General features: G+C 74.6%; 17 protein-coding genes. 12 read left to right on the forward strand and 5 right to left on the reverse strand.

Features of this window, described 5'->3' with window-relative positions:
• Positions 1 to 209 precede the first annotated feature (209 nt).
• Positions 210 to 1,187, reverse strand: a complete 978-nt coding sequence (locus ACFCZN_RS14465; RefSeq protein WP_429762167.1) for a LacI family DNA-binding transcriptional regulator — start codon at positions 1,185 to 1,187, stop codon at positions 210 to 212.
• A 92-nt stretch (positions 1,188 to 1,279) separates the two neighbouring features.
• On the opposite strand from ACFCZN_RS14465, the gene dnaE reads away from it, so the two are divergent.
• The 3 genes from dnaE (at position 1,280) to ACFCZN_RS14480 (ending at position 6,310) form a co-directional block, all read left to right on the forward strand.
• Entirely contained in the window at positions 1,280 to 4,867 is a 3,588-nt protein-coding gene (gene dnaE, locus ACFCZN_RS14470) for a DNA polymerase III subunit alpha (protein ID WP_429762166.1), read from the forward strand.
• Entirely contained in the window at positions 4,864 to 5,385 is a 522-nt protein-coding gene (locus ACFCZN_RS14475; protein WP_430557199.1) for an NUDIX domain-containing protein, read from the forward strand. Before dnaE ends, ACFCZN_RS14475 begins: the two co-directional genes overlap by 4 nt.
• A 520-nt stretch (positions 5,386 to 5,905) precedes the next feature.
• Positions 5,906 to 6,310: a pyridoxamine 5'-phosphate oxidase family protein gene (locus tag ACFCZN_RS14480; protein WP_429762164.1), complete on the forward strand. Its 405-nt coding sequence runs from the start codon at positions 5,906 to 5,908 to the stop codon at positions 6,308 to 6,310.
• A 71-nt stretch (positions 6,311 to 6,381) separates the two neighbouring features.
• On the opposite strand, the gene ACFCZN_RS14485 is transcribed toward ACFCZN_RS14480, so the two are convergent.
• Positions 6,382 to 6,618: an RNA-binding S4 domain-containing protein gene (locus tag ACFCZN_RS14485; protein ID WP_429762163.1), complete on the reverse strand. Its 237-nt coding sequence runs from the start codon at positions 6,616 to 6,618 to the stop codon at positions 6,382 to 6,384.
• A 58-nt stretch (positions 6,619 to 6,676) separates the two neighbouring features.
• Between ACFCZN_RS14485 and hisD the strand changes: the two genes are divergently transcribed.
• Together hisD and ACFCZN_RS14495 are read left to right on the forward strand one after the other, a co-directional pair.
• Positions 6,677 to 8,002, forward strand: coding sequence for a histidinol dehydrogenase (gene hisD / locus ACFCZN_RS14490; protein ID WP_429762162.1), 1,326 nt, complete (start codon positions 6,677 to 6,679; stop codon positions 8,000 to 8,002).
• A gap of 194 nt (positions 8,003 to 8,196) precedes the next feature.
• Positions 8,197 to 11,526 carry an SNF2-related protein gene (locus ACFCZN_RS14495; RefSeq protein ID WP_430557200.1) on the forward strand — a complete coding sequence of 1,110 codons (3,330 nt, stop codon included), beginning with the start codon at positions 8,197 to 8,199 and terminating at the stop codon, positions 11,524 to 11,526.
• A gap of 33 nt (positions 11,527 to 11,559) precedes the next feature.
• Here the strand turns inward: ACFCZN_RS14495 and ACFCZN_RS14500 are convergent, their stop codons facing one another.
• Both ACFCZN_RS14500 and ACFCZN_RS14505 read right to left on the reverse strand, forming a co-directional pair.
• Positions 11,560 to 13,794, reverse strand: coding sequence for a RecQ family ATP-dependent DNA helicase (locus ACFCZN_RS14500; protein WP_430557222.1), 2,235 nt, complete (start codon positions 13,792 to 13,794; stop codon positions 11,560 to 11,562).
• 244 nt (positions 13,795 to 14,038) lie between these two features.
• Positions 14,039 to 14,461: a hypothetical protein gene (locus tag ACFCZN_RS14505; protein WP_429762160.1), complete on the reverse strand. Its 423-nt coding sequence runs from the start codon at positions 14,459 to 14,461 to the stop codon at positions 14,039 to 14,041.
• 79 nt (positions 14,462 to 14,540) lie between these two features.
• On the opposite strand from ACFCZN_RS14505, the gene ACFCZN_RS14510 reads away from it, so the two are divergent.
• Positions 14,541 to 15,062: a Rieske (2Fe-2S) protein gene (locus ACFCZN_RS14510; protein WP_430557201.1), complete on the forward strand. Its 522-nt coding sequence runs from the start codon at positions 14,541 to 14,543 to the stop codon at positions 15,060 to 15,062.
• A 75-nt stretch (positions 15,063 to 15,137) separates the two neighbouring features.
• On the opposite strand, the gene adhP is transcribed toward ACFCZN_RS14510, so the two are convergent.
• The gene (gene adhP, locus ACFCZN_RS14515) at positions 15,138 to 16,169 is read right to left on the reverse strand and encodes an alcohol dehydrogenase AdhP (RefSeq protein WP_429762158.1); all 1,032 of its coding nucleotides are present in this window, start codon (positions 16,167 to 16,169) and stop codon (positions 15,138 to 15,140) included.
• 281 nt (positions 16,170 to 16,450) lie between these two features.
• Between adhP and ACFCZN_RS14520 the strand changes: the two genes are divergently transcribed.
• The 6 genes from ACFCZN_RS14520 (at position 16,451) to ACFCZN_RS14545 (ending at position 21,238) form a co-directional block, all read left to right on the forward strand.
• On the forward strand, positions 16,451 to 17,677 hold the full coding sequence (locus ACFCZN_RS14520; RefSeq protein WP_430557202.1) for a histidinol-phosphate transaminase: 1,227 nt from the start codon (positions 16,451 to 16,453) through the stop codon (positions 17,675 to 17,677).
• Positions 17,677 to 18,279, forward strand: coding sequence for an imidazoleglycerol-phosphate dehydratase HisB (hisB, locus tag ACFCZN_RS14525; protein ID WP_430547395.1), 603 nt, complete (start codon positions 17,677 to 17,679; stop codon positions 18,277 to 18,279). Before ACFCZN_RS14520 ends, hisB begins: the two co-directional genes overlap by 1 nt.
• Positions 18,280 to 18,283: 4 nt before the next feature.
• Positions 18,284 to 18,829: a hypothetical protein gene (locus ACFCZN_RS14530; RefSeq protein ID WP_429762155.1), complete on the forward strand. Its 546-nt coding sequence runs from the start codon at positions 18,284 to 18,286 to the stop codon at positions 18,827 to 18,829.
• A 9-nt stretch (positions 18,830 to 18,838) separates the two neighbouring features.
• Positions 18,839 to 19,642: an imidazole glycerol phosphate synthase subunit HisH gene (gene hisH / locus ACFCZN_RS14535; RefSeq protein ID WP_429762154.1), complete on the forward strand. Its 804-nt coding sequence runs from the start codon at positions 18,839 to 18,841 to the stop codon at positions 19,640 to 19,642.
• A gap of 76 nt (positions 19,643 to 19,718) precedes the next feature.
• Complete coding sequence (gene priA / locus ACFCZN_RS14540; protein WP_429762153.1) at positions 19,719 to 20,450, forward strand: bifunctional 1-(5-phosphoribosyl)-5-((5-phosphoribosylamino)methylideneamino)imidazole-4-carboxamide isomerase/phosphoribosylanthranilate isomerase PriA; 732 nt, start codon at positions 19,719 to 19,721, stop codon at positions 20,448 to 20,450.
• Complete coding sequence (locus ACFCZN_RS14545) at positions 20,447 to 21,238, forward strand: SseB family protein (protein WP_430557203.1); 792 nt, start codon at positions 20,447 to 20,449, stop codon at positions 21,236 to 21,238. Before priA ends, ACFCZN_RS14545 begins: the two co-directional genes overlap by 4 nt.
• Positions 21,239 to 21,247: the final 9 nt, after the last annotated feature.

Raw genomic sequence — 21,247 nt, forward strand, 5'->3', positions numbered from 1 at the left:
GCCGATACCGTAGCGGGGCCCAAATACACCATCTAAGCCTTCCCACTCACACGTTAGCCCAGCACCAACTCGCTTTTCTTTCCCCCCCCCCTTTCTCCCCTTCACCTTCTCCTCTGCCCTTCCCCTCCCCTCCTCCCCCCCCCCCCCTCTCCCCCGGTCCCTCTCCATCCCCTTCCTCCCGCGCCCCCCCCCCTCCCCCCCCGCACCCGTCAGGCGGAGCGGCGCACGACGACGTGGGCACCGTCGTCGGGCCACGGTGGCGCGTCGCGGCCGTCGAGCGCCGCGAGGACCTCCGCGGCCAGGTGCTCCGCCTGGCGTTCCACGGGCTGGGCCACGGTCGTCAGGGGAGGTGCGGCGACCCGGGCCCCGGGGGAGTCGTCGACCCCGATGACGGCGAGGCGGGACGGCACGGGGACCCCCGCCTCGCGTGCTCCGGCGAGGACGGCGAGCGCGACCTCGTCGTTGTAGGCGGCGACGGCGGTGACGCCGGCGCCGCACAGGCCGCGCACCGTGGTCGTCGCCGGCTCGCCCGTGCGGACGGCGACGGTCGCGGGCACGGCCAGACCGCGCGCGGCGCAGGCCGCGCGGAGGCCCGCGAGCCGGGCCCGGGCGAACCTGTCGAGGCGCGGGTCGTCCGTCGTGACGTACCCGAGCCGCGAGTGGCCCGTGTCGGCCAGGCGGCCGGCCTGGAGGGCGCCGATCCCGCGCTGGGAGGCGTCGAAACCGCCCGCCGCGGCGCCGTCGGCCGGCTCGACGGCACCCACGACGCGGATCCCGGCCCGTGTCATGGCACGCGCGTCGTCGGGCAGGAACGGGGCGAGACCCACGACCGCGAGCGGCGTCACGGCCCGCCACAGGTCGGTCAGGGCACGAGTGTCGCGATGGTGGTGCACGAGGACGAAGAGGCCCCTGGCGGCGAGCGCGTCCGTGAGGTGGTCGAGCAGGCTCTCGACCACCGGACCGACGGGCCAGTCCGGCAGGACGGCGACGACGAGGTCGCTGCGCCCGCGCCGCAGCGCCCGCGCGGCGGCGGAGGGTGCATAGCCCAGGCGCTCGGCAGCGGCGTGGATGCGCTCGCGGGTGGCGTCGGAGACCGACGCGCCGGGAGTGTCGTTGAGCACGTAGCTCACCGTCGTGCGCGACACCCCGGCCGCGCGCGCGATGTCGGCGCTGGTCACCCGCGGCACGTGGTCTCCTCTCCGGCGGCTGGGCAGCACTGTATCGGGGGCGCCCCGAGCGGCGTGCCGGACGTGTCGGGGGAGCCGCCTAGACTCGCCGCATGCCCGACGCAGGTTCCTCCACCGCCCAGCCGACCGGTACCTCCGAGGACGACTTCGTCCACCTGCACGTGCACACCGAGTACTCGATGCTCGACGGCGCGGCGCGGATGAACGACCTGTTCAGCGAGGTGTCGCGGCTCGGGCAGAAGGCCATCGCGATCACCGACCACGGGTACCTGTTCGGCGCGTTCGACTTCTGGAGCACGGCGCAGAAGCACGGGGTCAAGCCGATCATCGGCGTCGAGGCGTACGTGACGCCGGGCACCAGCCGCCACGACCGCACCAAGGTGCTGTGGGGCGAGCAGCACCAGCGGCGCGACGACGTCTCCGCGGGCGGCGCCTACACGCACATGACGCTCTGGGCGCGCGACAACGAGGGGATGCACAACCTCTTCCGCGCGTCGTCGCTCGCGTCGCTGGACGGCCAGATGGGCAAGTGGCCGCGCATGGACCGCGAGCTCCTCGAGACGTACGGCAAGGGCCTCATGGGCACCTCGGGGTGCCCCTCCGGCGAGGTGCAGACGCGGCTGCGCCTGGGCCAGTGGGACGAGGCGGTGCGCGCGGCGGGCGAGCTGCAGGACATCCTCGGCAAGGAGAACTTCTTCGTCGAGCTGATGGACCACGGGATCGAGATCGAGTCCCGCACGTACAAGGACCTGCTGCGCCTCGCGGAGCACATCGACGCGCCGCTCGTGGCCACCAACGACCTGCACTACACGAAGCAGGAGGACGCGCACTCGCACGAGGTGCTGCTCGCGGTGAACTCGGGCTCGACGCTCGACGAGCCGACCTACGACCAGGGCGGCAGCCGGTTCGCCTTCAGCGGCGACAGCTTCTACGTGCGATCGGGCGCGGAGATGCGCCGCCTGTTCTCCGAGCTGCCGCAGGCGATCGAGAGCACGCTGCTCATCGCCGAGCGCTGCGAGGTCTCGTTCGACACCAAGGCGAACTACATGCCGCGGTTCCCGGTGCCGGACGGCGAGGACGAGGTCAGCTGGTTCGTCAAGGAGGTCGAGGCCGGTCTGCGCCGCCGCTACCCCGACGGCATCGCCGACGACGTGCGCAAGCAGGCGAACTACGAGGTCGAGGTCATCATCCAGATGGGCTTCCCGGGGTACTTCCTCGTGGTGGCCGACTTCATCAACTGGGCCAAGGAGCAGGGCATCCGCGTGGGTCCGGGCCGAGGCTCGGCCGCCGGCTCGATGGTGTCCTACGTCATGGGCATCACGGAGCTCGACCCGCTCAAGCACGGCCTGATCTTCGAGCGCTTCCTCAACCCGGAGCGCATCTCCATGCCCGACGTCGACGTCGACTTCGACGAGCGCCGGCGCGCCGAGGTCATCCGGTACGTCACCGAGAAGTACGGCGACGACCGCGTCGCGATGATCGTCACCTACGGCTCCATCAAGGCGAAGCAGGCGCTCAAGGACGGCTCCCGCGTGCTCGGGTTCCCCTTCGCGATGGGGGAGAAGCTCACCAAGGCGATGCCGCCCGCCGTCATGGGCAAGGACATCCCGCTGTCGGGCATCTTCGACCCGAAGCACGAGCGCTACGCCGAGGCGTCGGAGTTCCGCGCGGTGCACGACGCCGACCCCGAGGCCCAGCGCGTGGTCGAGACGGCCCGCGGCATCGAGGGCCTGAAGCGCCAGTGGGGCGTGCACGCCGCGGGCGTCATCATGTCGAGCCACCCGCTGATCGACATCATCCCGATCATGCGGCGCCCGCAGGACGGCGCGGTCATCACGCAGTTCGACTACCCGACGTCCGAGGGTCTCGGCCTCATCAAGATGGACTTCCTCGGGCTGCGCAACCTCACGATCCTCGACGACGCGCTCGAGAACATCGTCATGAACGGCAAGGAGCCGGTGGCGATCGAGACGGTCGAGCTCGACGACAAGGCCACCTACGACCTGCTCGCCCGCGGCGACACGCTCGGCGTGTTCCAGCTCGACGGCGGCGCGATGCGCTCGCTGCTGCGCCAGATGCGGCCGGACAACTTCGAGGACGTCTCCGCCGTCATCGCCCTGTACCGCCCCGGTCCGATGGGCATGAACTCGCACATCAACTACGCCCTGCGCAAGAACGGCATGCAGAAGATCGAGCCGATCCACCCGGAGCTCGAGGAGCCGCTCAGCGAGGTGCTCGGCGAGACGTACGGCCTCATCGTCTACCAGGAGCAGGTGCAGCGCGCCGCCCAGATCCTCGCCGGGTACTCGCTCGGCCAGGCCGACCTGCTGCGGCGCGCGATGGGCAAGAAGAAGAAGGAGATCCTCGACAAGGAGTTCGTCCCCTTCGAGGCGGGCATGAAGGAGCGCGGCTACTCCAAGCCCGCGATCCAGGCGGTCTGGGACACCCTGGTGCCGTTCGCCGGGTACGCGTTCAACAAGGCGCACTCCGCCGGGTACGGCGTCGTCTCGTACTGGACGGCGTACCTCAAGGCGAACTACCCGACCGAGTACATGGCCGGCCTGCTGCAGAGCGTGCGGGACGACAAGGACAAGATGGCGCTCTACCTGGGCGAGTGCCGTCGCATGCACATCACGGTGCTGCCGCCCGACGTCAACGACTCCGCCGCCAAGTTCACCGCCGTCGGCGACGACATCCGCTTCGGCCTGACGGCGATCCGCAACGTCGGCGCCAACGTCGTGGACGCGATCATCGCCGCGCGCGAGGAGAAGGGCGCGTTCACCTCGTTCACGGACTTCCTCGACAAGGTGCCGGCCGTGGTCTGCAACAAGCGCACCATCGAGTCGCTCATCAAGGCCGGGGCGTTCGACTCGCTCGGCCACCCGCGCCGGGCTCTCCTCGTGGTGCACGAGCAGGCCGTGGACTCGGTCATCTCCGTGAAGCGCAAGGAGGCCGAGGGCCAGTTCGACCTCTTCGCCGGCTTCGGCGGTGCGGAGGAGGACGCGGCGATGACGTTCGCCGTCGACGTGCCCGACCTGCCCGACTGGGACAAGAAGCAGCGGCTCGCGTTCGAGCGCGAGATGCTCGGGCTGTACGTGTCGGACCATCCGCTGTCAGGCCTGGAGCACGTGCTGGCGCGGGCGGCGGACACGTCGATCGCGTCGCTGATGGCCGACGAGGGGCGGCAGGACGGCTCCCAGGTCACGGTGGCGGGTCTGCTCACCAGCGTGCAGCGCAAGATGAGCAAGAACGGCAACCCCTGGGCGGCCGTCACGGTCGAGGACCTCGAGGGTGCCGTCGAGGTGATGTTCTTCGGCGAGACGTACCTCGCGTACTCGACGATCCTCGCGGAGGACCAGGTCGTCACGCTGCGCGGCCGCGTGCGGCGCCGCGACGACCAGATGCAGCTGCAGGCGATGGAGGTGTCGCTGCCGGACACGTCCGCCGTCGCCGACGCGCCCGTGCTGGTCACCGTGCCGCACACCCGCTGCGTCGAGCCCGTCATGGTGCGGCTGCGCGAGGTGCTCGCCACGCACCCGGGCTCGGCGGAGGTGCACGTGAGCGTCGCGGAGCCCGGCAAGCGGACGGTGGTGCGCGCGGCGGACACGCTGCGGGTCGAGAAGTCGCCCGCGCTGTTCGGCGACCTCAAGGCCCTCCTCGGCCCGAGCTGCCTGTCGTGAGCGCGACACACGGCACCACCGGCATCGCCACCTGGGACGACGGCTCCGCCGGCCACAGCTTCCGCGTGGTGCCGGCGGCGTACGTCTTCCTGCGCCGCGAGGGCCAGGTGCTGCTGCAGCTGCGGCAGGGCACGGGGTTCAGGGACGGGCACTGGTCAGCGGCGGCGGCCGGCCACGTCGAGGCTGACGAGTCCGTGCGGGAGGCGGCCGTCAGGGAGGCCCGCGAGGAGCTCGGCGTCGTCGTCGACCCCGCCGACCTGGTGCCCGTGACGACGATGCACCGCGGGGAGCCCGGCGGCCCGGCGCTCGAGCAGCGGGTCGACTTCTTCTTCACGGCGACCCGCTGGGCGGGCAGCCCGCAGATCCGCGAGCCGGCCAAGGTCGCGGACCTGCGGTGGTTCCCGTTCGTCGCGCTGCCCGAACCGGTCGTGCCGCACGAGCTGGTGGTGCTGCGCGCCCTGCACGACGAAGGCCGGCACGGCACCCGCGTGCCGCCGATCCTCACCGACGGCTTCTGACGGCACGACCGCCGGGCGGTCTTCGGCGGCCGTTCGGTGGCGGTCGGGTGCTGCGGCCACCCGGCGGGGGAGTCCTCCCAGCGCTCCTGCCGCCCGAACACGGTCAGGTCGAGCAGCTGCGCCAGCGTCATGATCACCTCGACGCCGCGGTGCGTGGTCTCGTTCGTGAGGGAAGACCCCATCGAGTACCAGGGCACGCGGTAGCCCATGAGTCCCACGACGGGCGCGACCTCGCCCCGGGGCCCTCGCAGAGGACGGCGAACGTCACGCCGCGATGGTGCAGGTGCGCGGCGTCCTGACGCTCCAGATGCCGGCCGTGCAGCCCTCGCGCCGCCCCTCGACCGGCTGCCCGGAGTGCCGCACGTGCTCGTCCGCGACGGATGGTCGCGCCCGTCGACGACGTCGAGCAGCCGGACCAGGTCGTCGGGACCGACGAGCAGGGCCGTCCGGTCGGTCGTGGGACCGCAGCACGCCTCCGGACTCATCGGTGGGCGGCCACGGGCGGCCGTAGGCTCGGGGCGTGTTCCGCCTCAACCCCGAGCAGCTCGTGTTCGTCACCGAGCGCCACCTCGCCACCCTCACCACCCTGCGCGCGGACGGCAGCCCGCACGTCGTGCCTGTCGCCTTCACCTGGGACGCCGACGCCGGGATCGCGCGCACCACGGCACGGCGCACGTCGACGAAGGTCGCCAACGCGCGCCGGGCGACGGCCGACGGGGGCCGGCCGCGGGCCGCGCTCTGCCAGGTCGACGGCGGGCGGTGGCTGACGCTCGAGGGGACGATCGAGGTGAGCGAGGACCCGGACGAGGTCGCGGACGCCGTCGTGCGGTACAGGAAGCGCTACCGGCCGCTCGAGCACGATCCCGAGCGCGTCGTCCTGCGCCTCACCCCCGACCGCGCGATGGCCTCCACCTACATGGCCTGATCGTCGTGGGCGCTCGTTCGGTGCTGTCGGCGCACGCCACGGCGCCGCACGAACGCCCACCACGGTCCGCATCAGGCGACGACGGCGGTCTCGTCCCCCTCGGGGAGCGCCACGGTGACGCGGTCGCCGCGGACGAGCTGGCGACCGCGCCGGGTCTCCGCCTCGCCGTTGACGCTGACCTCGCCGTCGGCGACCAGGTCGCGGGCGTGCGTGCCGGACTCGGCCAGCCCCGCGAGCTTGAGGAACTGGCCCAGGCGGATCATGTCGTCGCGGATCGGGACGTCCGTGGTTGCGTGCTCGGCGCTCATGCGTCCATTCTCCGGCACCGGCGCCCGGGCGGCGGTGCGCGCTGCCTAGACTGGCCGGGTGATCCGACGCATCGACCTCCGCGGGCAGGACCTGACCCGCACCGAGCTGCTCGGGGTGCTGCCGCGCCCCGAGGTCGGGGTGGACCAGGCGATCCAGGCCGTCACCCCGATCATCGCCGACGTCCGGGCCCGCGGCGCCGCCGCGCTCCGGGACCAGTCGGAGCGCCTCGACGGTGTGCGACCGGAGCATCTGCGGGTCCCGGCGGCCGCGCTGGCCGACGCACTCCAAGGGCTCGACCCGCAGGTGCGGGCAGGCCTGGAGGAGGCGATCCGCCGCGTGCGCGCGGTGCACGCCGCTCAGGTGCCGACCGAGCACGCCACGCAGCTCGCGCCCGGCGCCGTCGTGCGCCAGCGGTGGGTCCCGGTGCAGCGCGTGGGCCTGTACGTGCCCGGCGGCCGCGCCGTCTACCCGTCGTCCGTGATCATGAACGTGGTCGCCGCGCAGGAGGCCGGGGTGCCCGGGCTCGCCGTCGCGTCGCCCCCGCAGAAGGACGCCGGCGGGCTGCCGCACCCGACGATCCTCGCGGCCTGCGCGCTGCTCGGCGTCGACGAGGTCTACGCGGTCGGCGGGGCGCAGGCGGTGGCGATGTTCGCGTACGGGGCCGCCGGCACCGAGCCGCAGGACGGCGACGTGCTGTGCGAGCCGGTGGACGTCGTGACGGGCCCGGGCAACGTGTACGTGACGGCGGCCAAGCGCCTGGTGCGCGGCGTCGTCGGCATCGACGCCGAGGCAGGGCCCACGGAGATCGCCGTGCTGGCCGACGCCACCGCCGACCCGGGGCACGTCGCCCTCGACCTCATCAGCCAGGCCGAGCACGACCCGATGGCCGCCTCCGTGCTGGTCACCCCGTCCGTGGAGCTCGCCGGTGCCGTGGAGGCCCGGCTGAGCGACCTGGTGGGGTCCACCAAGCACTCCGCGCGCGTCCTGCAGGCGCTCGGCGGGCCGCAGTCCGCCGTCGTGCTCGTCGACGACCTGGAGCAGGGCCTCGCGGTGGTGGACGCCTACGGCGCGGAGCACCTGGAGATCCAGACCGAGGGGGCCGCGGCGCTCGCCGAGCGCGTGCGTTCGGCGGGGGCGATCTTCGTCGGTCCGTGGTCGCCGGTCTCCCTCGGCGACTACATGGCGGGCAGCAACCACGTGCTCCCCACCGGCGGCTCCGCGCACTTCTCCAGCGGCCTCGGCGTGCACGCCTACCTCAAGTCCGTGCAGGTCGTGGAGTACACCCGCGACGCGCTCGAGGAGCTGGCCGACCGCATCGTCGCCGTCGCGAACGACGAGGACCTGCCCGCGCACGGCGAGGCCGTCCGCGGGCGTTTCCTCTGAGCTGCGGCACCTGAGCTGCGGCACCTGAGCTGCGGCACCTGAGCTGCGGCAACTGAACATCGGCGCCTGACCGTCGGCGCCGGAGCGAGGCCGTCGCGTCGACGCCCTGCTCCCACGGCTCGGACGAATAGTGTGCCAAGCACCACGGGGCTCACACCGGCGGCCGCGTCGGAGGGCCGTGCGAGCATGGACGCATGCCCGCGCCGCCACCCCGCCTCGACCCGGTCGTGGTGGGCGACCTCGTCGGGAGCGCGGCGTTCCGGAGGGCCCAGGGCTACCAGCGCGCGGGCATGGTGCGCGCGTGGCACTGGGACCCTGACGCGCGGGAGCTCACGGCCCGCGTCGCGGGCAGCGGGAGCCAGCCCTACAGCTGCCGCGTGTCGTTCACCGTCGGGCCCGACGGGCGGTACGGCTACGAGGGATCGACCTGCAGCTGCCCGGTCCGCGAGGACTGCAAGCACGTCGCTGCCGTGCTGCTGCACGTCGGCGCTGACCCCGAGGCGACCGACGCCGCGGGGGCCGACGCCGGTGACGACGACGTGCCCGTCGGCTGGCGCGGGCGCCTGGCCGGGGTGACCGGGGCCCGGGACCCCGGATCGCGCGAGCCCGCCGCCCGCGACGGCGGTGTCCTCCCGGTCGCGCTGCGGTTCCGGCTCGACGAGGCGTTCGGCGGCCTGCCCCCGGAGCTCTCGGTGCGGCCGGTCGTGCCCGGCCGCACCGGCTGGAAGGTCGCCCCCGAGGCGAGCTGGGAGGCGCTGGCCACCGGCCTGTACGCGTTCGCCGACGTGCGTGCGACGCCCGCCCCCGAGGTGCGACGCTGGTTCGCCGACCTGGGGTCCGCGCTCGGCGACGGAGGCGGGTTCGGTCGCGGCCGTCGTGCCTGGCGCCCCCTGGCCGCCGGCGGGCGCGGTCTGTGGGCGTTGCTGGCCGAGGCGGCCGACCTGGAGATCCCGCTCGTCGCGCACGGGTCGCGCGACGAGGTGCTCCTGGCGGACGCGGCGGAGCTTCGGCTGACGGTCGGGGCGGCGGACGGTGGGGTGCGCCTCGACCCGGTCGTGGCGTTCGACGGCGTCGACGCGGAGCCCGGGTCCCCGCTCGGCGCGGTGGGCGACACGGGCCTGTACGCGGTCGAGGCCTCCGACCGGCGGACCGTGCTTCGGCTCGGTCCCGCGCCCCGCCGGTTGTCCGACGCCGCGCGCGAGCTCGTCGTCGTCGGCCGGGTGGAGGTGCCGGGCGACGACGTGGGGGAGCTCTACGCCGAGCACCTCCCCGTGCTCCGCCGCGCCGTGCGCGTCGTGTCCGACGGGTCCGTCGCGCTGCCCGACCCGCCGCGTCCCGTGCTGGTCGCCGAGGTGGCCTTCGCGTCGCCGGAGCACGCGCTCCTGTCGTGGTGGTTCGAGTACCCGGCGCCCGGGCACCCGGCGCCGGGCGCGGGCTCGGCGCGTCGCGTCCCGCTGGACGGGGCGGCGTCGGACCCGGTGCGGGACCCGGACGCCGAGGCCGAGATCCGCGCCAAGGCCCAGGCGACCGTCCGAGGCGTGCCGGGCTTCGAGCGCTTCGACCTCGCCGGCCGGACGGAGGTGAAGGGCCTGGACGCCCTCGACCTCGCCCACGGCGTGCTCCCCGCGCTGGCGGCCGCGACGGACGTGCGCGTCGACGCGAGCGACGTGCCGCACTACCTGCACCTGGACGCCGCCCCCCGCGTGGTCGTCTCCGGGGCGCCCTCGGGGGACGCCGACTGGCTCGACCTCGGGGTCTCGGTGACCGTCGCGGGCAAGGAGATCCCGTTCGCCCGGCTGTTCACGGCCCTCGCGCGCGGCGACAAGCGGTTGCTGCTGGTCGACGGGTCGTGGCTGCGCCTCGACAACCCGGTGCTGGGCCGCCTGCGCGGCCTCATCACGGAGGCCACCGCGCTGAGCGACCGGCCGGGCAAGGCGCGGGTCAGCCGCTACGACGCCGACCTGTGGGGCGGGCTCGAGGACGTCGCCGACGTCGTCGAGGCCGCGGAGGCATGGCGGCGTTCGCTGGCCGGCCTGCGCGCGCTCGCGGCGGGGGAGCGCGTCGCTGAGGTGCTGGACGTCCCCGAGGGCGTGCGGGCCGAGCTGAGGCCGTACCAGCGGCAGGCGTTCGAGTGGCTGGCCTTCCTCTGGCGGCACGGGCTCGGGGGGATCCTGGCCGACGACATGGGACTCGGCAAGACGGTCGAGGCCCTCACGTTCCTGGCGCACGCGCGGACGACGGCACCGGACGCCCCGCCGTTCGTCGTCGTGGCGCCCGCGTCGGTGGTGGGGAACTGGGTGGACGAGGCGGCGCGCTTCACGCCCGGGCTGCGGGTGGTGGCGATGCCCGCCACGTCGCGCACGCTCGGCACCGACCTGGCCGAGCTCGCCCGCGGGGCCGACGTGGTCGTCACGTCGTACGCCGTCTTCCGCCTCGAGTTCGACGCGTTCGACGCCCACGAGTGGGGTGGGCTGATCCTCGACGAGGCGCAGGTGGCGAAGAACCCCCGCACACGGGCGCACGAGACCGCCCGGATGCTGCGGGCCCCGTTCAAGCTCGCGATCACGGGCACGCCGCTCGAGAACAACCTCATGGAGCTGTGGGCCGCTCTCGCGATCGTCGCGCCGGGCCTCTACCCGTCGATGCACCGCTTCAAGGCCGAGACGGCGCGGCTGGTCGACGCCGCGGCCGCCGACGACGACCCCCAGGTGGTGGCAGCCGGGAACCGCGCGCTCGCGCGGCTCAAGCGCCGGATCCGCCCGCTCGTGCTGCGCCGCACCAAGGATCAGGTCGCCCCCGAGCTGCCCGAGCGCACCGAGCGCGTGCTGCGCGTCCCCCTCACGCCCGACCACCGCAAGGTCTACGACACGCACCTGCAGCGCGAGCGGCAGCGGCTGCTCGGGCTGCTGGAGGACTTCGACGCGAACCGGGTGGCGATCTTCCGGTCGCTGACCACGCTGCGGCGCCTCGCGCTCGACGCCTCGTTGCTCGATGACGCCTACGCGGGCGTGGGCTCCGCCAAGCTCGACGTGGTGACCGACGAGCTGACCGAGATCGCGGCCGAGGGGCACCGGGCCCTCGTCTTCTCGCAGTTCACGTCGTTCCTGCGGCGCGTCGCGCAGCGCGTCACCGCGGCCGGCCTGCCCGTCGTCTACCTCGACGGCGCCACCCGCCGGCGGGCCGACGTCGTCCGCGCCTTCAAGGAGGGCGACGCGCCGGTGTTCCTCATCTCGCTCAAGGCGGGTGGGGTCGGGCTCAACCTCACCGAGGCCGACTACGTCTACCTGCTCGACCCCTGGTGGAACCCCGCCACGGAGGCGCAGGCCGTGGACCGGACGCACCGCATCGGCCAGACCCGCAACGTCGTCGTGACGCGCCTCGTCGCGCAGGACACGATCGAGGAGAAGGTCATGGCGCTCGCGCAGCGCAAGGCCGCGCTGTTCGACGCCGTGCTCGACGACGCCGCGGGCACCTTCGCCCGGGCGCTCGCGGCCGACGACGTCCGGGGCCTGCTCGACGGCTGAAGCGCACCCACGCTCCCGGGCGTCGTCGGCGTGTCAGCGCACCCCGAGCACGAACGGGTGCACCGCCGCGGCACCGGCTTGGCGCAGCAGCCGGGCGGCCACCGTGAGCGTCCAGCCTGACTCGGTCCAGTCGTCCACCAGCAGGACGGTGCGCCCGGGAAGGCCGCGCAGGGCGGCCTCGCCCAGCTCCAGCTGCAGGCGCCGCGCCACCCCCGCCAGCCGCATCGCCGAGTTCACGTCGTGCCGGTCGGGCTGCTCGGCGCCGGCGACCGGGCCGACGGCGCCGATGAGCGGCACGCCCAGGTAAGCGGCCAGCCCGGACGCCAGGTGGTACGTCAGCTGCGGGCGCGTCGTGGACCGCACCGCTACGACCCCCTCGATCGTCGTGCGGCGGCCGCCCTCCGCGGCGGGATCGGAGGTCTCGGTGCCGTCCGGGCGGATCGCGTCCCAGTCGTCGAGGACGCGAGCGGCGGCGTGCCGCAGCGGCACGGGCACCTCGCCGTCCGGGGCGCCGGCCGCGAACAGGTCCCGCAACGGACCGGACCACCCCAGGCCGTCGAGCCGGGCCACCGCACGACCGGGCTCGGCGCGCTCCTCGGGCGCGATCTTGCCCTTGAGGTCGAGGCCGAGGGCCGTGAGCCCGGACGGCCACATCGCGCGCGGCCCGACCTCCACGCCGGGTCGGTCCATGTCGGCCCGCGCGGCGGCGACGGCCTCCGCGTCGGGGACGGCGGGCAGGGTGACGCCGTCGCACCGGTCGCAGCGACCGCAGGCCCAGCCGTCCGGCAGCTCCGGGTCGTCGAGCTGGGCGCGCAGGTACGCCATCCGGCACCCGGAGGTGGCCACGTAGTCGACCATCGCCTGCTGCTCGGCCTGGCGGGTGGCCTCCACCCGCGCGTAGCGCTCGGCGTCGTACGCCCACGGGGTGCCCGTGGCGACCCAGCCGCCCTGCACGCGGCGCACGGCGCCGTCGACGTCGAGCACCTTGAGCATCGTCTCCAGCCGGGACCGCTTGAGGTCGACCTGCGTCTCCAGCGCGGCGGTGGACTGCGCGCCCTCGGAGTCCCCGAGGGCCCCGAGCGTGGCGCGGACCTGCGGCTCGGCGGGGAACGCCTGCGACCCGAACCAGTCCCAGATCGCGCGGTCCTCGTGCCCGGGGAGCAGCACGACGACGGCGTCGTCCACGCCACGGCCGGCGCGGCCCACCTGCTGGTAGTAGGCGATGGGGGAGGACGGGGCACCGAGGTGCACGACGAACGCGAGGTCGGGCTTGTCGAAGCCCATGCCGAGCGCGGACGTCGCCACCAGGGCCTTGACCCGGTTCTCCTTGAGGTCCTCCTCGAGCTGCTCCCGCTGGGTGGGGTCGGTCCGCCCGGTGTAGGCGGCGACGGCCAGGCCCGCGCCCCGGAGCTGCTCGGCCACCTGCTCGGCGGCGGACACGGTGAGGCAGTAGACGATGCCCGACCCCTCGACGTCCTGCAGCGCCTCGACGAGCCACGCCACGCGCGTGGGCTGGTCGGGGAGCTCGAGCACGGCGAGGTGCAGCGACTCGCGGTCCAGGCCGCCCCGCAGCACGAGCACGTCCTCGTCCGGGGCAGAGCCGCCGCCGGGCGCCGCGCCGTGCACGCCGAGCTGCTCGGCGACGTCGGCGGTGACGCGGGCGTTCGCCGTGGCCGTGGTCGCGAGGACGGGGATGCCGGGCGGCAGGTCGGCGAGCAGCGTGCGGATGCGGCGGTAGTCGGGCCGGAAGTCGTGGCCCCAGTCGGAGATGCAGTGCGCCTCGTCGATCACCACGAGGCCGGCGTCGGCCGCGAGGCGGGGGAGCACCTCGTCGCGGAACGCCGGGTTGTTGAGGCGCTCGGGCGAGCACAGCAGCACGTCCACCTCGCCGGCCGCGATGGCCGCGTGCACCTGGTCCCACTCGGTGACGTTCGACGAGTTGATCGTCACGGCGCGGATCCCGGCACGCGCCGCCGCCGCGATCTGGTCGCGCATGAGTGCCAGGAGCGGCGAGACGATGACGGTGGGCCCCGCTCCCCGGGACCGCAGCAGCGACGTGGCGACGAAGTACACGGCGGACTTGCCCCACCCGGTGCGCTGCACGACGAGCGCACGACGGCGGAACGCGACCAGGGCCTCGATCGCGCGCCACTGGTCCTCGCGCAACGCGGCGTCCTCCCGGCCGACGAGCGCGCGCAGCGCCTCCTCGGCCTGCTCGCGCAGCGTGCCGCCGCCCTCGCCCGCGCTGTCGAGCAGGCCGCGGAGCATCGCGAGCTTCGCCCGCTTGGCTGCGTCGGGCCCCGGGGCGTCCGTCGGGATCGCGGGAGACGGGGCCGAGGGCGGGGCGCCGTGCTCGCTCTCGGGCTCGCGCTCGGGCGCCTGGTCGTCAGGCGGCGGGACGTCCTCGTCCGTCGGGTCGAACACGAGGTCGGCGTACGGGTCGTCGGGGTGGCTCACGTCCTCGATCGTAGGGGGCGCCGCCGACGACGTCGGCCCGCCCTCCACAGGCCCGTCAGCGCACGTACTCCCGCAGGAGCGCCACGGCCGACGCCACCACCGCGACCACCTCGGCCGCCGCGGCGACGATCTCGGTGGTGCCCGCGAACGTCTCGTTGACGCCGTAGAAGCCGACCGTCGTCGACAGCACGAACGCCAGCAGGGTCAGGCCGCCGAAGCCGATCCCGCCGACCAGCGGCAGCCAGTGCCGCCAGACGACCAGCAGCGCGGCCAGCACGACCCCGGCCACGGCGTTGAGGAGGAAGAGTGGGCCGACGACGGCGATGGTGTCGTAGCCGTCGACGTACAGCACGACGTGGACGACGGCCGAGACCAGGACCGCGAGCGCGGCGGCCAGCCGCCAGCCGCGCGCCGCGGGCGGTCGGGCCGGGCTCTGGGACCGCGGCCGAGGTGGCACCGCGCCGTGGGACGTGTCCATGATGATGATGCTCCCACTCCTCGGTGGTGCCGTCAGCGGAAGCGTCCGGCGGGCCGGGGCCCGACCCACCGGAGGCGCCATGACGATCAGCCCGTCGACCCACCCGACCGTGCCGGACGTGCCCGACGTGCCCCAGGCGAAGGGTGCGCTCGACAGGGCGGCCTGCGACTGCGGCCCGACCCGGCGACAGCTGCTGCGCGGCACGGGCGCGGCCGCAGGCGCGATCGCCGGCGCCGGGGTGCTCGCCGCCTGCGCCGAGCAGAAGCCGACGCCGCAGGAGGCGGCGGCCTCTGCGAGCGCGGCGGGGGCGGGCACCGTCGTGGTCGCGCTCGCCGACGTCCCGGTGGGCGGCGCCGTCGCCGCGAAGGTCGGGGGCCAGGACGTGCTCGTGACCCAGCCGACCCAGGGCGAGGTGCATGCGTTCAGCGCGATCTGCACGCACGCGGGCTGCACGGTCGCGCCCGGCGAGGGCGAGCTGCTGTGCCCGTGCCATCAGTCGCGCTACGCGCTGACGGACGCCGCCGTCCTCGGCGGGCCGGCGCCCGAGCCGCTCCCGGCGATCCAGGTCGAGGTCTCGGGGGAGGACGTCGTGCTCGCGTGACGGGCGCACGCACGGTTGCTCACCGGCGGGGCCCGGCGGCACGTGCCGCCGGGCTTGCCGTCCGCCGCGGTGACGTCAGCTCCGCATGTCCATGACGACGCGGCCGTCGATGCGCCCCGCGATCATCTCGTCGAAGATCGCGTTGATGTCGCCGAGGGGGCGCACGGTGTAGGTCGGGTCGACCTTGCCGCGGGCGAAGAAGTCGAGCGCCTCCGCCATGTCCTTGCGCGTGCCGACGATCGAGCCCCGCACGGTGAGCCCGAACAGGACCGTGGTGAAGATGTCCAGCGGGAACTTCTCCGGCGGCAGGCCGACGAGCGAGACGGTGCCGCCGCGGCGCAGCGCGCCGACGGCCTGCGGGAACGCGTGGGCGTTGACGGCCGTCACGAGCGCGCCGTGCACGCCGCCGCCGGTCTTCTCCTGCAGCTCGGACGCGGCGTCGGGGGAGGTGGCAGCGTTCACGGTCACCTCGGCGCCGTGCCGGCGCGCCAGCTCGAGCTTGGCGTCGTCGACGTCGACCGCGGCGACGCGGCGGCCCATGGCGACCGCGTACTGCACGGCGATGTGGCCGAGGCCGCCGATGCCGGAGATCAGCACCCACTCGCCGGGCTTCGTGTCGGTGACCTTGAGGCCCTTGTAGACGGTGACGCCGGCGCACAGGATCGGCCCGACGGCGGACAGGTCCACGCCCTCGGGGACGATCGGCGCGTACCGCGCGTCGACGAGCATGTACTGGCCGAACGAGCCGTCGACGGAGTAGCCGCCGTTCTTCTGGTCCGGGCAGAGGGTCTCCCACCCGGTCTCGCAGTACTCGCACTCGCCGCAGGCGCTCCACAGCCAGGCGTTGCCGACCGTGTCGCCGACCTTGACGCGGGTCACCTGGTCCCCGACGGCGACGACGTGCCCGACGCCCTCGTGGCCCGGGACGAACGGCGGGGCCGGCTTGACCGGCCAGTCGCCGTGCGCGGCGTGCAGGTCGGTGTGGCACACGCCGGTGTAGTCGACCTTGACCAGGGCCTCGTGCGGCCCGGGCGTCGGGATCTCGCGGTCCTCGACGGACAGGGGCTCGGTGAACGAGTGGACGACCGCGGCCTGCATGGTGCTCATCTGCTTCTCCCTCTCACGGGCCGCTCGGCGCGGCCCACACGAACGAACTGCTGATACCTCGACGGTAGGTACCATGCGCCCGCGTCGCAGCCCCGAAGCCTTGTGAAGGCTGTCACAAGGCGCGGAACCAGGCCGTTCGCGACATGTGCAATCCTTCACAAAGTGGTCCTCCGGGCCAGGTCGGCAGGTGACCCACGCGGCCGGTCCGCCGGCGGCGCGGGCACGAGGTCGAGGGACGGACGCCGCCACCGGGGGCTCCCGCGGTTCCGTAGACTGGCGCGGTGACCACCCCCCTGTCCGCCGCCGCACCCGCGGGCGGCGTCGACGGCGCGCGGCTGCCGCTGCGTCCCGAGCTCGCGGCCGAGGTGCCCTACGGCGCCCCGCAGCTCGACGTGCCCGTGCGGCTGAACGTCAACGAGAACCCGTACGCCCCGTCGGAGGCGGTCGTCGGGACGATCGCCCGCCATGTCGCCGACGCGGCGCGCGGGCTCAACCGCTACCCCGACCGTGACTTCACGGCCCTGCGCGGCGACCTGGCGGACTACCTGGCGCTCGAGTCCGGGGTACGGGTCGCGCCCGACCAGGTCTGGGCCGCCAACGGCTCCAACGAGGTCATGCTGCACCTGCTGCAGGCGTTCGGCGGCCCGGGCCGCACCGCGCTGTCCTTCGCGCCGACCTACTCGATGTACCCGGAGTACGCGCGGGACACGCACACGCGGTGGGTCACCGGCCGCCGCGAGAGCGACTTCACGCTCGACGTCGACCACGCGGTCGCGACGATCGCGGAGGTCCGGCCCTCCGTGATCCTCCTCGCCAGCCCGAACAACCCGACCGGTACGGCGCTGCCGCTCGCGACGGTGGAGGCGGTCCTGGACGCCGCGGCGAAGGTCGAGGTGCCCGACGCCCCCGAGCGCGACGGCCGCCGCGCCGGCGCCGTCGTCGTGGTCGACGAGGCCTACGCGGAGTTCCGTCGCCCCGGCACGCCGTCGGCCCTCGAGCTGCTCGGTGCGCACCCGCACCTCGCGGTCTCGCGCACGATGTCGAAGGCCTTCGCCGCGGCGGGGCTGCGGCTCGGCTACCTGGCCGCGTCCACCGGGCTCGTGGACGCCCTGCGCGTCGTCCGGCTGCCCTACCACCTGTCGGCCGTCACGCAGGCGGCCGCGCGGGGCGCGCTGGCGCACCACGACGAGCTGCGGGCGCAGGTGCGCGACCTGCGCGACGAGCGCGACGCACTGGTGGACTGGCTGCGTGCGCAGGAGGTCGACGGTCGCCCGCTGCAGGTGGCGGACTCCGACGCGAACTTCGTGCTGTTCGGCACGTTCGGCGACCGGCACGCCGTCTGGCAGGGCCTGCTGGACCGCGGGGTGCTCATCCGCGAGACCGGGCCCGAGGGCTGGCTGCGCGTCTCGGTCGGCACGCCCGACGAGAACGCCGCGTTCCGGTCGGCGTTCATCGAGGTCGTCAGCGAGACGGTCACCGGCGCCGCGGCGCCCGAGAAGGAGGACTGATGCAGCACCGCACGGCCCGCGTGGAGCGCACGACGAGCGAGTCGAGCGTCGTCGTCGAGCTGGACCTGGACGGCACGGGGCGCACGGAGATCTCGACCACCGTGCCGTTCTACGACCACATGCTCACCGCGCTCGGCAAGCACTCGCTGATCGACCTCACCGTGCGGGCGACCGGCGACACCCACATCGACGCGCACCACACCGTCGAGGACGTCGCCATCGTGCTCGGCGAGGCGCTGCGCGAGGCGCTCGGCGACAAGCGCGGCATCTCCCGCTACGGCGACGCGACCGTGCCCCTCGACGAGGCGCTCGCGCTCGCGGTCGTCGACGTCTCGGGACGCCCGTACCTCGTGCACTCGGGGGAGCCGGAGGGGCAGGAGTACCACCTCATCGGCGGACACTTCACCGGGTCGCTCACCCGGCACGTGCTCGAGTCGATCGCCCATCACGCCGGCATCTGCCTGCACGTGCGGGTCCTCGCGGGCCGCGACCCGCACCACATCGTCGAGGCCCAGTTCAAGGCGCTCGCCCGTGCGCTGCGCGCCGCCGTCGCCCCCGACCCGCGCGTCGAGGGCGTCCCGTCCACGAAGGGTGCGCTGTAGCCGCATGACCACCGATCCCGACCGGCACCCCGACCCGCAGCCGGACCTGCCGGACGACCTGCCCGAGGGCTTCGAGATCCCCGACGACCTGTCGGGCCTCGACGGCGCCTCCGCGGACCCCGAGCTGGCGGTCCTCATCACCCAGATCGCGGGCGCCGAGCCCCTGGCGGCCGCGTGCTCGCTCGCCGAGCTCGACGTCGACGCCGCGCCGACCCCGGTCGGCGCGCTCGCGATCCTGCGCGACACGAGCGACGGCGCGCCCGCCCGGGCCGCCGCCGCGATCTCGAAGCTCGTGGCGGGGGTGCCCCTCGTCCTCGTGACCCGCCAGGGCGAGCAGCTCACCTGCGTGCGCTACGCCGACGGCGAGGCCGAGGGCGAGCTTCCGCCGGGCCTCGTGCTGGGTGGCGCTCCGGAGGCCCTCGAGGACCTCGTCACCGGTCAGCTCACGGTCGCCGACCTGCCGGGCGTCGTGCCGTCGTCGAGCATCGGCCGCTTCAAGGCGATGCGGATGCTCACCGGCGCCGCGCGCAAGGCACGCAAGAAGCAGTAGGGGAGACGCATGCCGGACACGCCCACCGACACGCCCAGCACGCCCGACCGGGAGCGGATCGCCGCGGCCCAGGAGGCCGCGGGGATCACGCCGCTGCTGCCGCACGGCGGCGCGGCGGCCGACCTCAACCCCGCGCCGACGCCCGCCCGCGCGGACGGGCGTTCCCACGTCGTGGTGCTCGACTACGGCTTCGGCAACGTCCGCTCGGCCGTGCGAGCCCTCGAGCGGGTGGGGGCCCACGTCGAGCTCACCGCGGACCTGACGCGGGCCGCGGAGGCCGACGGGCTGGTGGTGCCGGGCGTCGGCGCGTTCGCCGCCTGCATGGCCGGGCTCCGCGCCGTCCGGGGCGACCAGGTGATCGACCGGCGCCTCGCCGGTGGGCGCCCCGTGCTGGGCATCTGCGTCGGCATGCAGGTCATGTTCGACGCCGGTGTGGAGCACGGGGAGCGGGCGGAGGGCCTGGGCGAGTGGCCCGGCGTCGTCGAGCGCCTCGACGCCCCGGTGGTGCCCCACATGGGCTGGTCGCCCGTGGAGACCCCCGAGGGCTCCCGCCTCTTCGCGGGGGTGGAGCACGAGCGGTTCTACTTCGTGCACTCGTACGCGGCGCAGCAGTTCACGCAGGGGCACGACGGCGACGCGGACCCGCGCTACACGCCGCCGCTGGTCACCTGGGCGCGGCACGGCGCGCCTGGCTCCGAGGCCCGGTTCGTCGCCGCCGTCGAGAGCGGACCGCTCGCCGCCACGCAGTTCCACCCCGAGAAGTCCGGCGACGCCGGCGCGACCCTGCTCGAGAACTGGGTCCGCTCGCTCTGAGCGTCGTCGGCCCGATCACCGCCGCACCCGAACCCGCCGTCCAGAACCCGCAGTCGTAGAACCTGGAGACACCCTGATGACCGACCGCCTCGTGCTGCTGCCCGCCGTCGACGTCGCCGACGGCCAGGCCGTCCGCCTCGTGCAGGGGGAGGCAGGCTCCGAGACGTCCTACGGCGACCCGCTGGCCGCCGCCCGCGACTGGCAGGCGGGCGGCGCCGAGTGGATCCACCTCGTGGACCTCGACGCGGCGTTCGGTCGTGGCTCGAACGCCGACCTGCTCGCGCAGGTCGTGGCCGAGCTCGACGTCCAGGTGGAGCTGTCGGGCGGCATCCGTGACGACGCCTCGCTCGAGCGCGCCCTCGCCACGGGCGCGCGCCGCGTCAACATCGGCACCGCCGCCCTCGAGGACCCGGAGTGGACGGCGCGGGTCATCGCCGAGCACGGCGACGCCGTCGCCGTCGGCCTCGACGTGCGCGGCACGACGCTCGCCGCCCGCGGCTGGACCCAGGAGGGCGGCGACCTGTGGGAGGTGCTCGCCCGCCTGGACGACGCCGGCTGCTCCCGGTACGTCGTCACGGACGTCACCAAGGACGGCACGCTGCGCGGCCCGAACGTCGACCTGCTGCGGGAGGTCGCCTCGCGCACCCCGGCGAAGGTGGTCGCGTCGGGCGGGATCTCGTCCCTCGCCGACCTGGAGGCCCTGCGCGCCCTGGTGCCGGACGGCGTCGAGGGGGCCGTGGTGGGCAAGGCCCTGTACGCCGGGGCGTTCACGCTGCCCGAGGCCCTCGACGTGGCGGGTCGGCCGTGACGGCCGAGGGTGGCCGTGCCCTGCCGGGGCACCTGAAGTCGATCCAGCCGACGTCGCAGTTCGCGGGCGACGACGGCTCGGCCGACGCCGAGCTCGCCGCGCTGCTGAGCGCGCACGCCGCAGGCACCGGGTCGCTGGAGGACGTCGTGCGGCGCCTCGCCGTCACCCGGGTGCTCGTGCCCGTCCTCGCGGAGCTCGCCGTCGCCGACGTGGTCGAGCACGAGACGGCCGGCGGCACGCAGGAGCTGCACGTCGACAAGGAGGCCGCGGCCGGCGTGGTGGCCATCGAGGCGCCCGACGGTCGCCGGGCGCTCCCCGTCTTCACGTCGGTCGACGCGATGACGGCGTGGCGCGCCGACGCCCGCCCGGTCCCGGTCGAGGCCGCCCGTGCCGCCCTCTCGGCGGTGAGCGAGGACTGGTCGCTGCTGGTCGTGGACCCGGCCGGGCCGGCGACCGCCCTCGTGCCCCGGCCGGCGGTCTGGGCGCTCGCCCAGGGCGAGGAGTGGCGCCCGGCGCTCGTCCCCGCGGGCCCGGACGGCGCGCTCGAGGTGGAACCGGACATCGCCGCGGCGGTCGCGGACGCCGCCGCGCCGGTGCAGCATGTGGTGCGCGCGCACGCCGAGCGCGGGCGCCGCGCCGAGGTCGCCGTCGTGCTCGCCCTCGACCCGGGCCTGGACCGGGCGGGGCTGGACCGCGTGCTCGCGCAGGTGAACGCCCGCCTCGGCGCCTCGACGGTGATCTCGGCCCGCGTGGACTCGCTCGAGCTGCGGGTGGGCGCGGCGCGCTGACCCGCGCCT

The sequence above is a fragment of the Isoptericola sp. NPDC056134 genome (assembly GCF_042264825.1).
Taxonomy (GTDB): domain Bacteria; phylum Actinomycetota; class Actinomycetes; order Actinomycetales; family Cellulomonadaceae; genus Isoptericola; species Isoptericola nanjingensis.

Coding starts and splice junctions, on each gene's coding strand:
- dnaE (WP_429762166.1), top strand. CDS start 1,280: ATGCCCGACGCAGGTTCCTCCACCGCCCAGCCGACCGGTACCTCCGAG.
- ACFCZN_RS14485 (WP_429762163.1), bottom strand. CDS start 6,618: ATGAGCGCCGAGCACGCAACCACGGACGTCCCGATCCGCGACGACATG.
- ACFCZN_RS14495 (WP_430557200.1), top strand. CDS start 8,197: ATGCCCGCGCCGCCACCCCGCCTCGACCCGGTCGTGGTGGGCGACCTC.
- ACFCZN_RS14500 (WP_430557222.1), bottom strand. CDS start 13,794: ATGCTCCGCGGCCTGCTCGACAGCGCGGGCGAGGGCGGCGGCACGCTG.
- ACFCZN_RS14505 (WP_429762160.1), bottom strand. CDS start 14,461: ATGGACACGTCCCACGGCGCGGTGCCACCTCGGCCGCGGTCCCAGAGC.
- ACFCZN_RS14510 (WP_430557201.1), top strand. CDS start 14,541: ATGACGATCAGCCCGTCGACCCACCCGACCGTGCCGGACGTGCCCGAC.
- adhP (WP_429762158.1), bottom strand. CDS start 16,169: ATGAGCACCATGCAGGCCGCGGTCGTCCACTCGTTCACCGAGCCCCTG.
- hisB (WP_430547395.1), top strand. CDS start 17,677: ATGCAGCACCGCACGGCCCGCGTGGAGCGCACGACGAGCGAGTCGAGC.
- ACFCZN_RS14530 (WP_429762155.1), top strand. CDS start 18,284: ATGACCACCGATCCCGACCGGCACCCCGACCCGCAGCCGGACCTGCCG.
- hisH (WP_429762154.1), top strand. CDS start 18,839: ATGCCGGACACGCCCACCGACACGCCCAGCACGCCCGACCGGGAGCGG.
- priA (WP_429762153.1), top strand. CDS start 19,719: ATGACCGACCGCCTCGTGCTGCTGCCCGCCGTCGACGTCGCCGACGGC.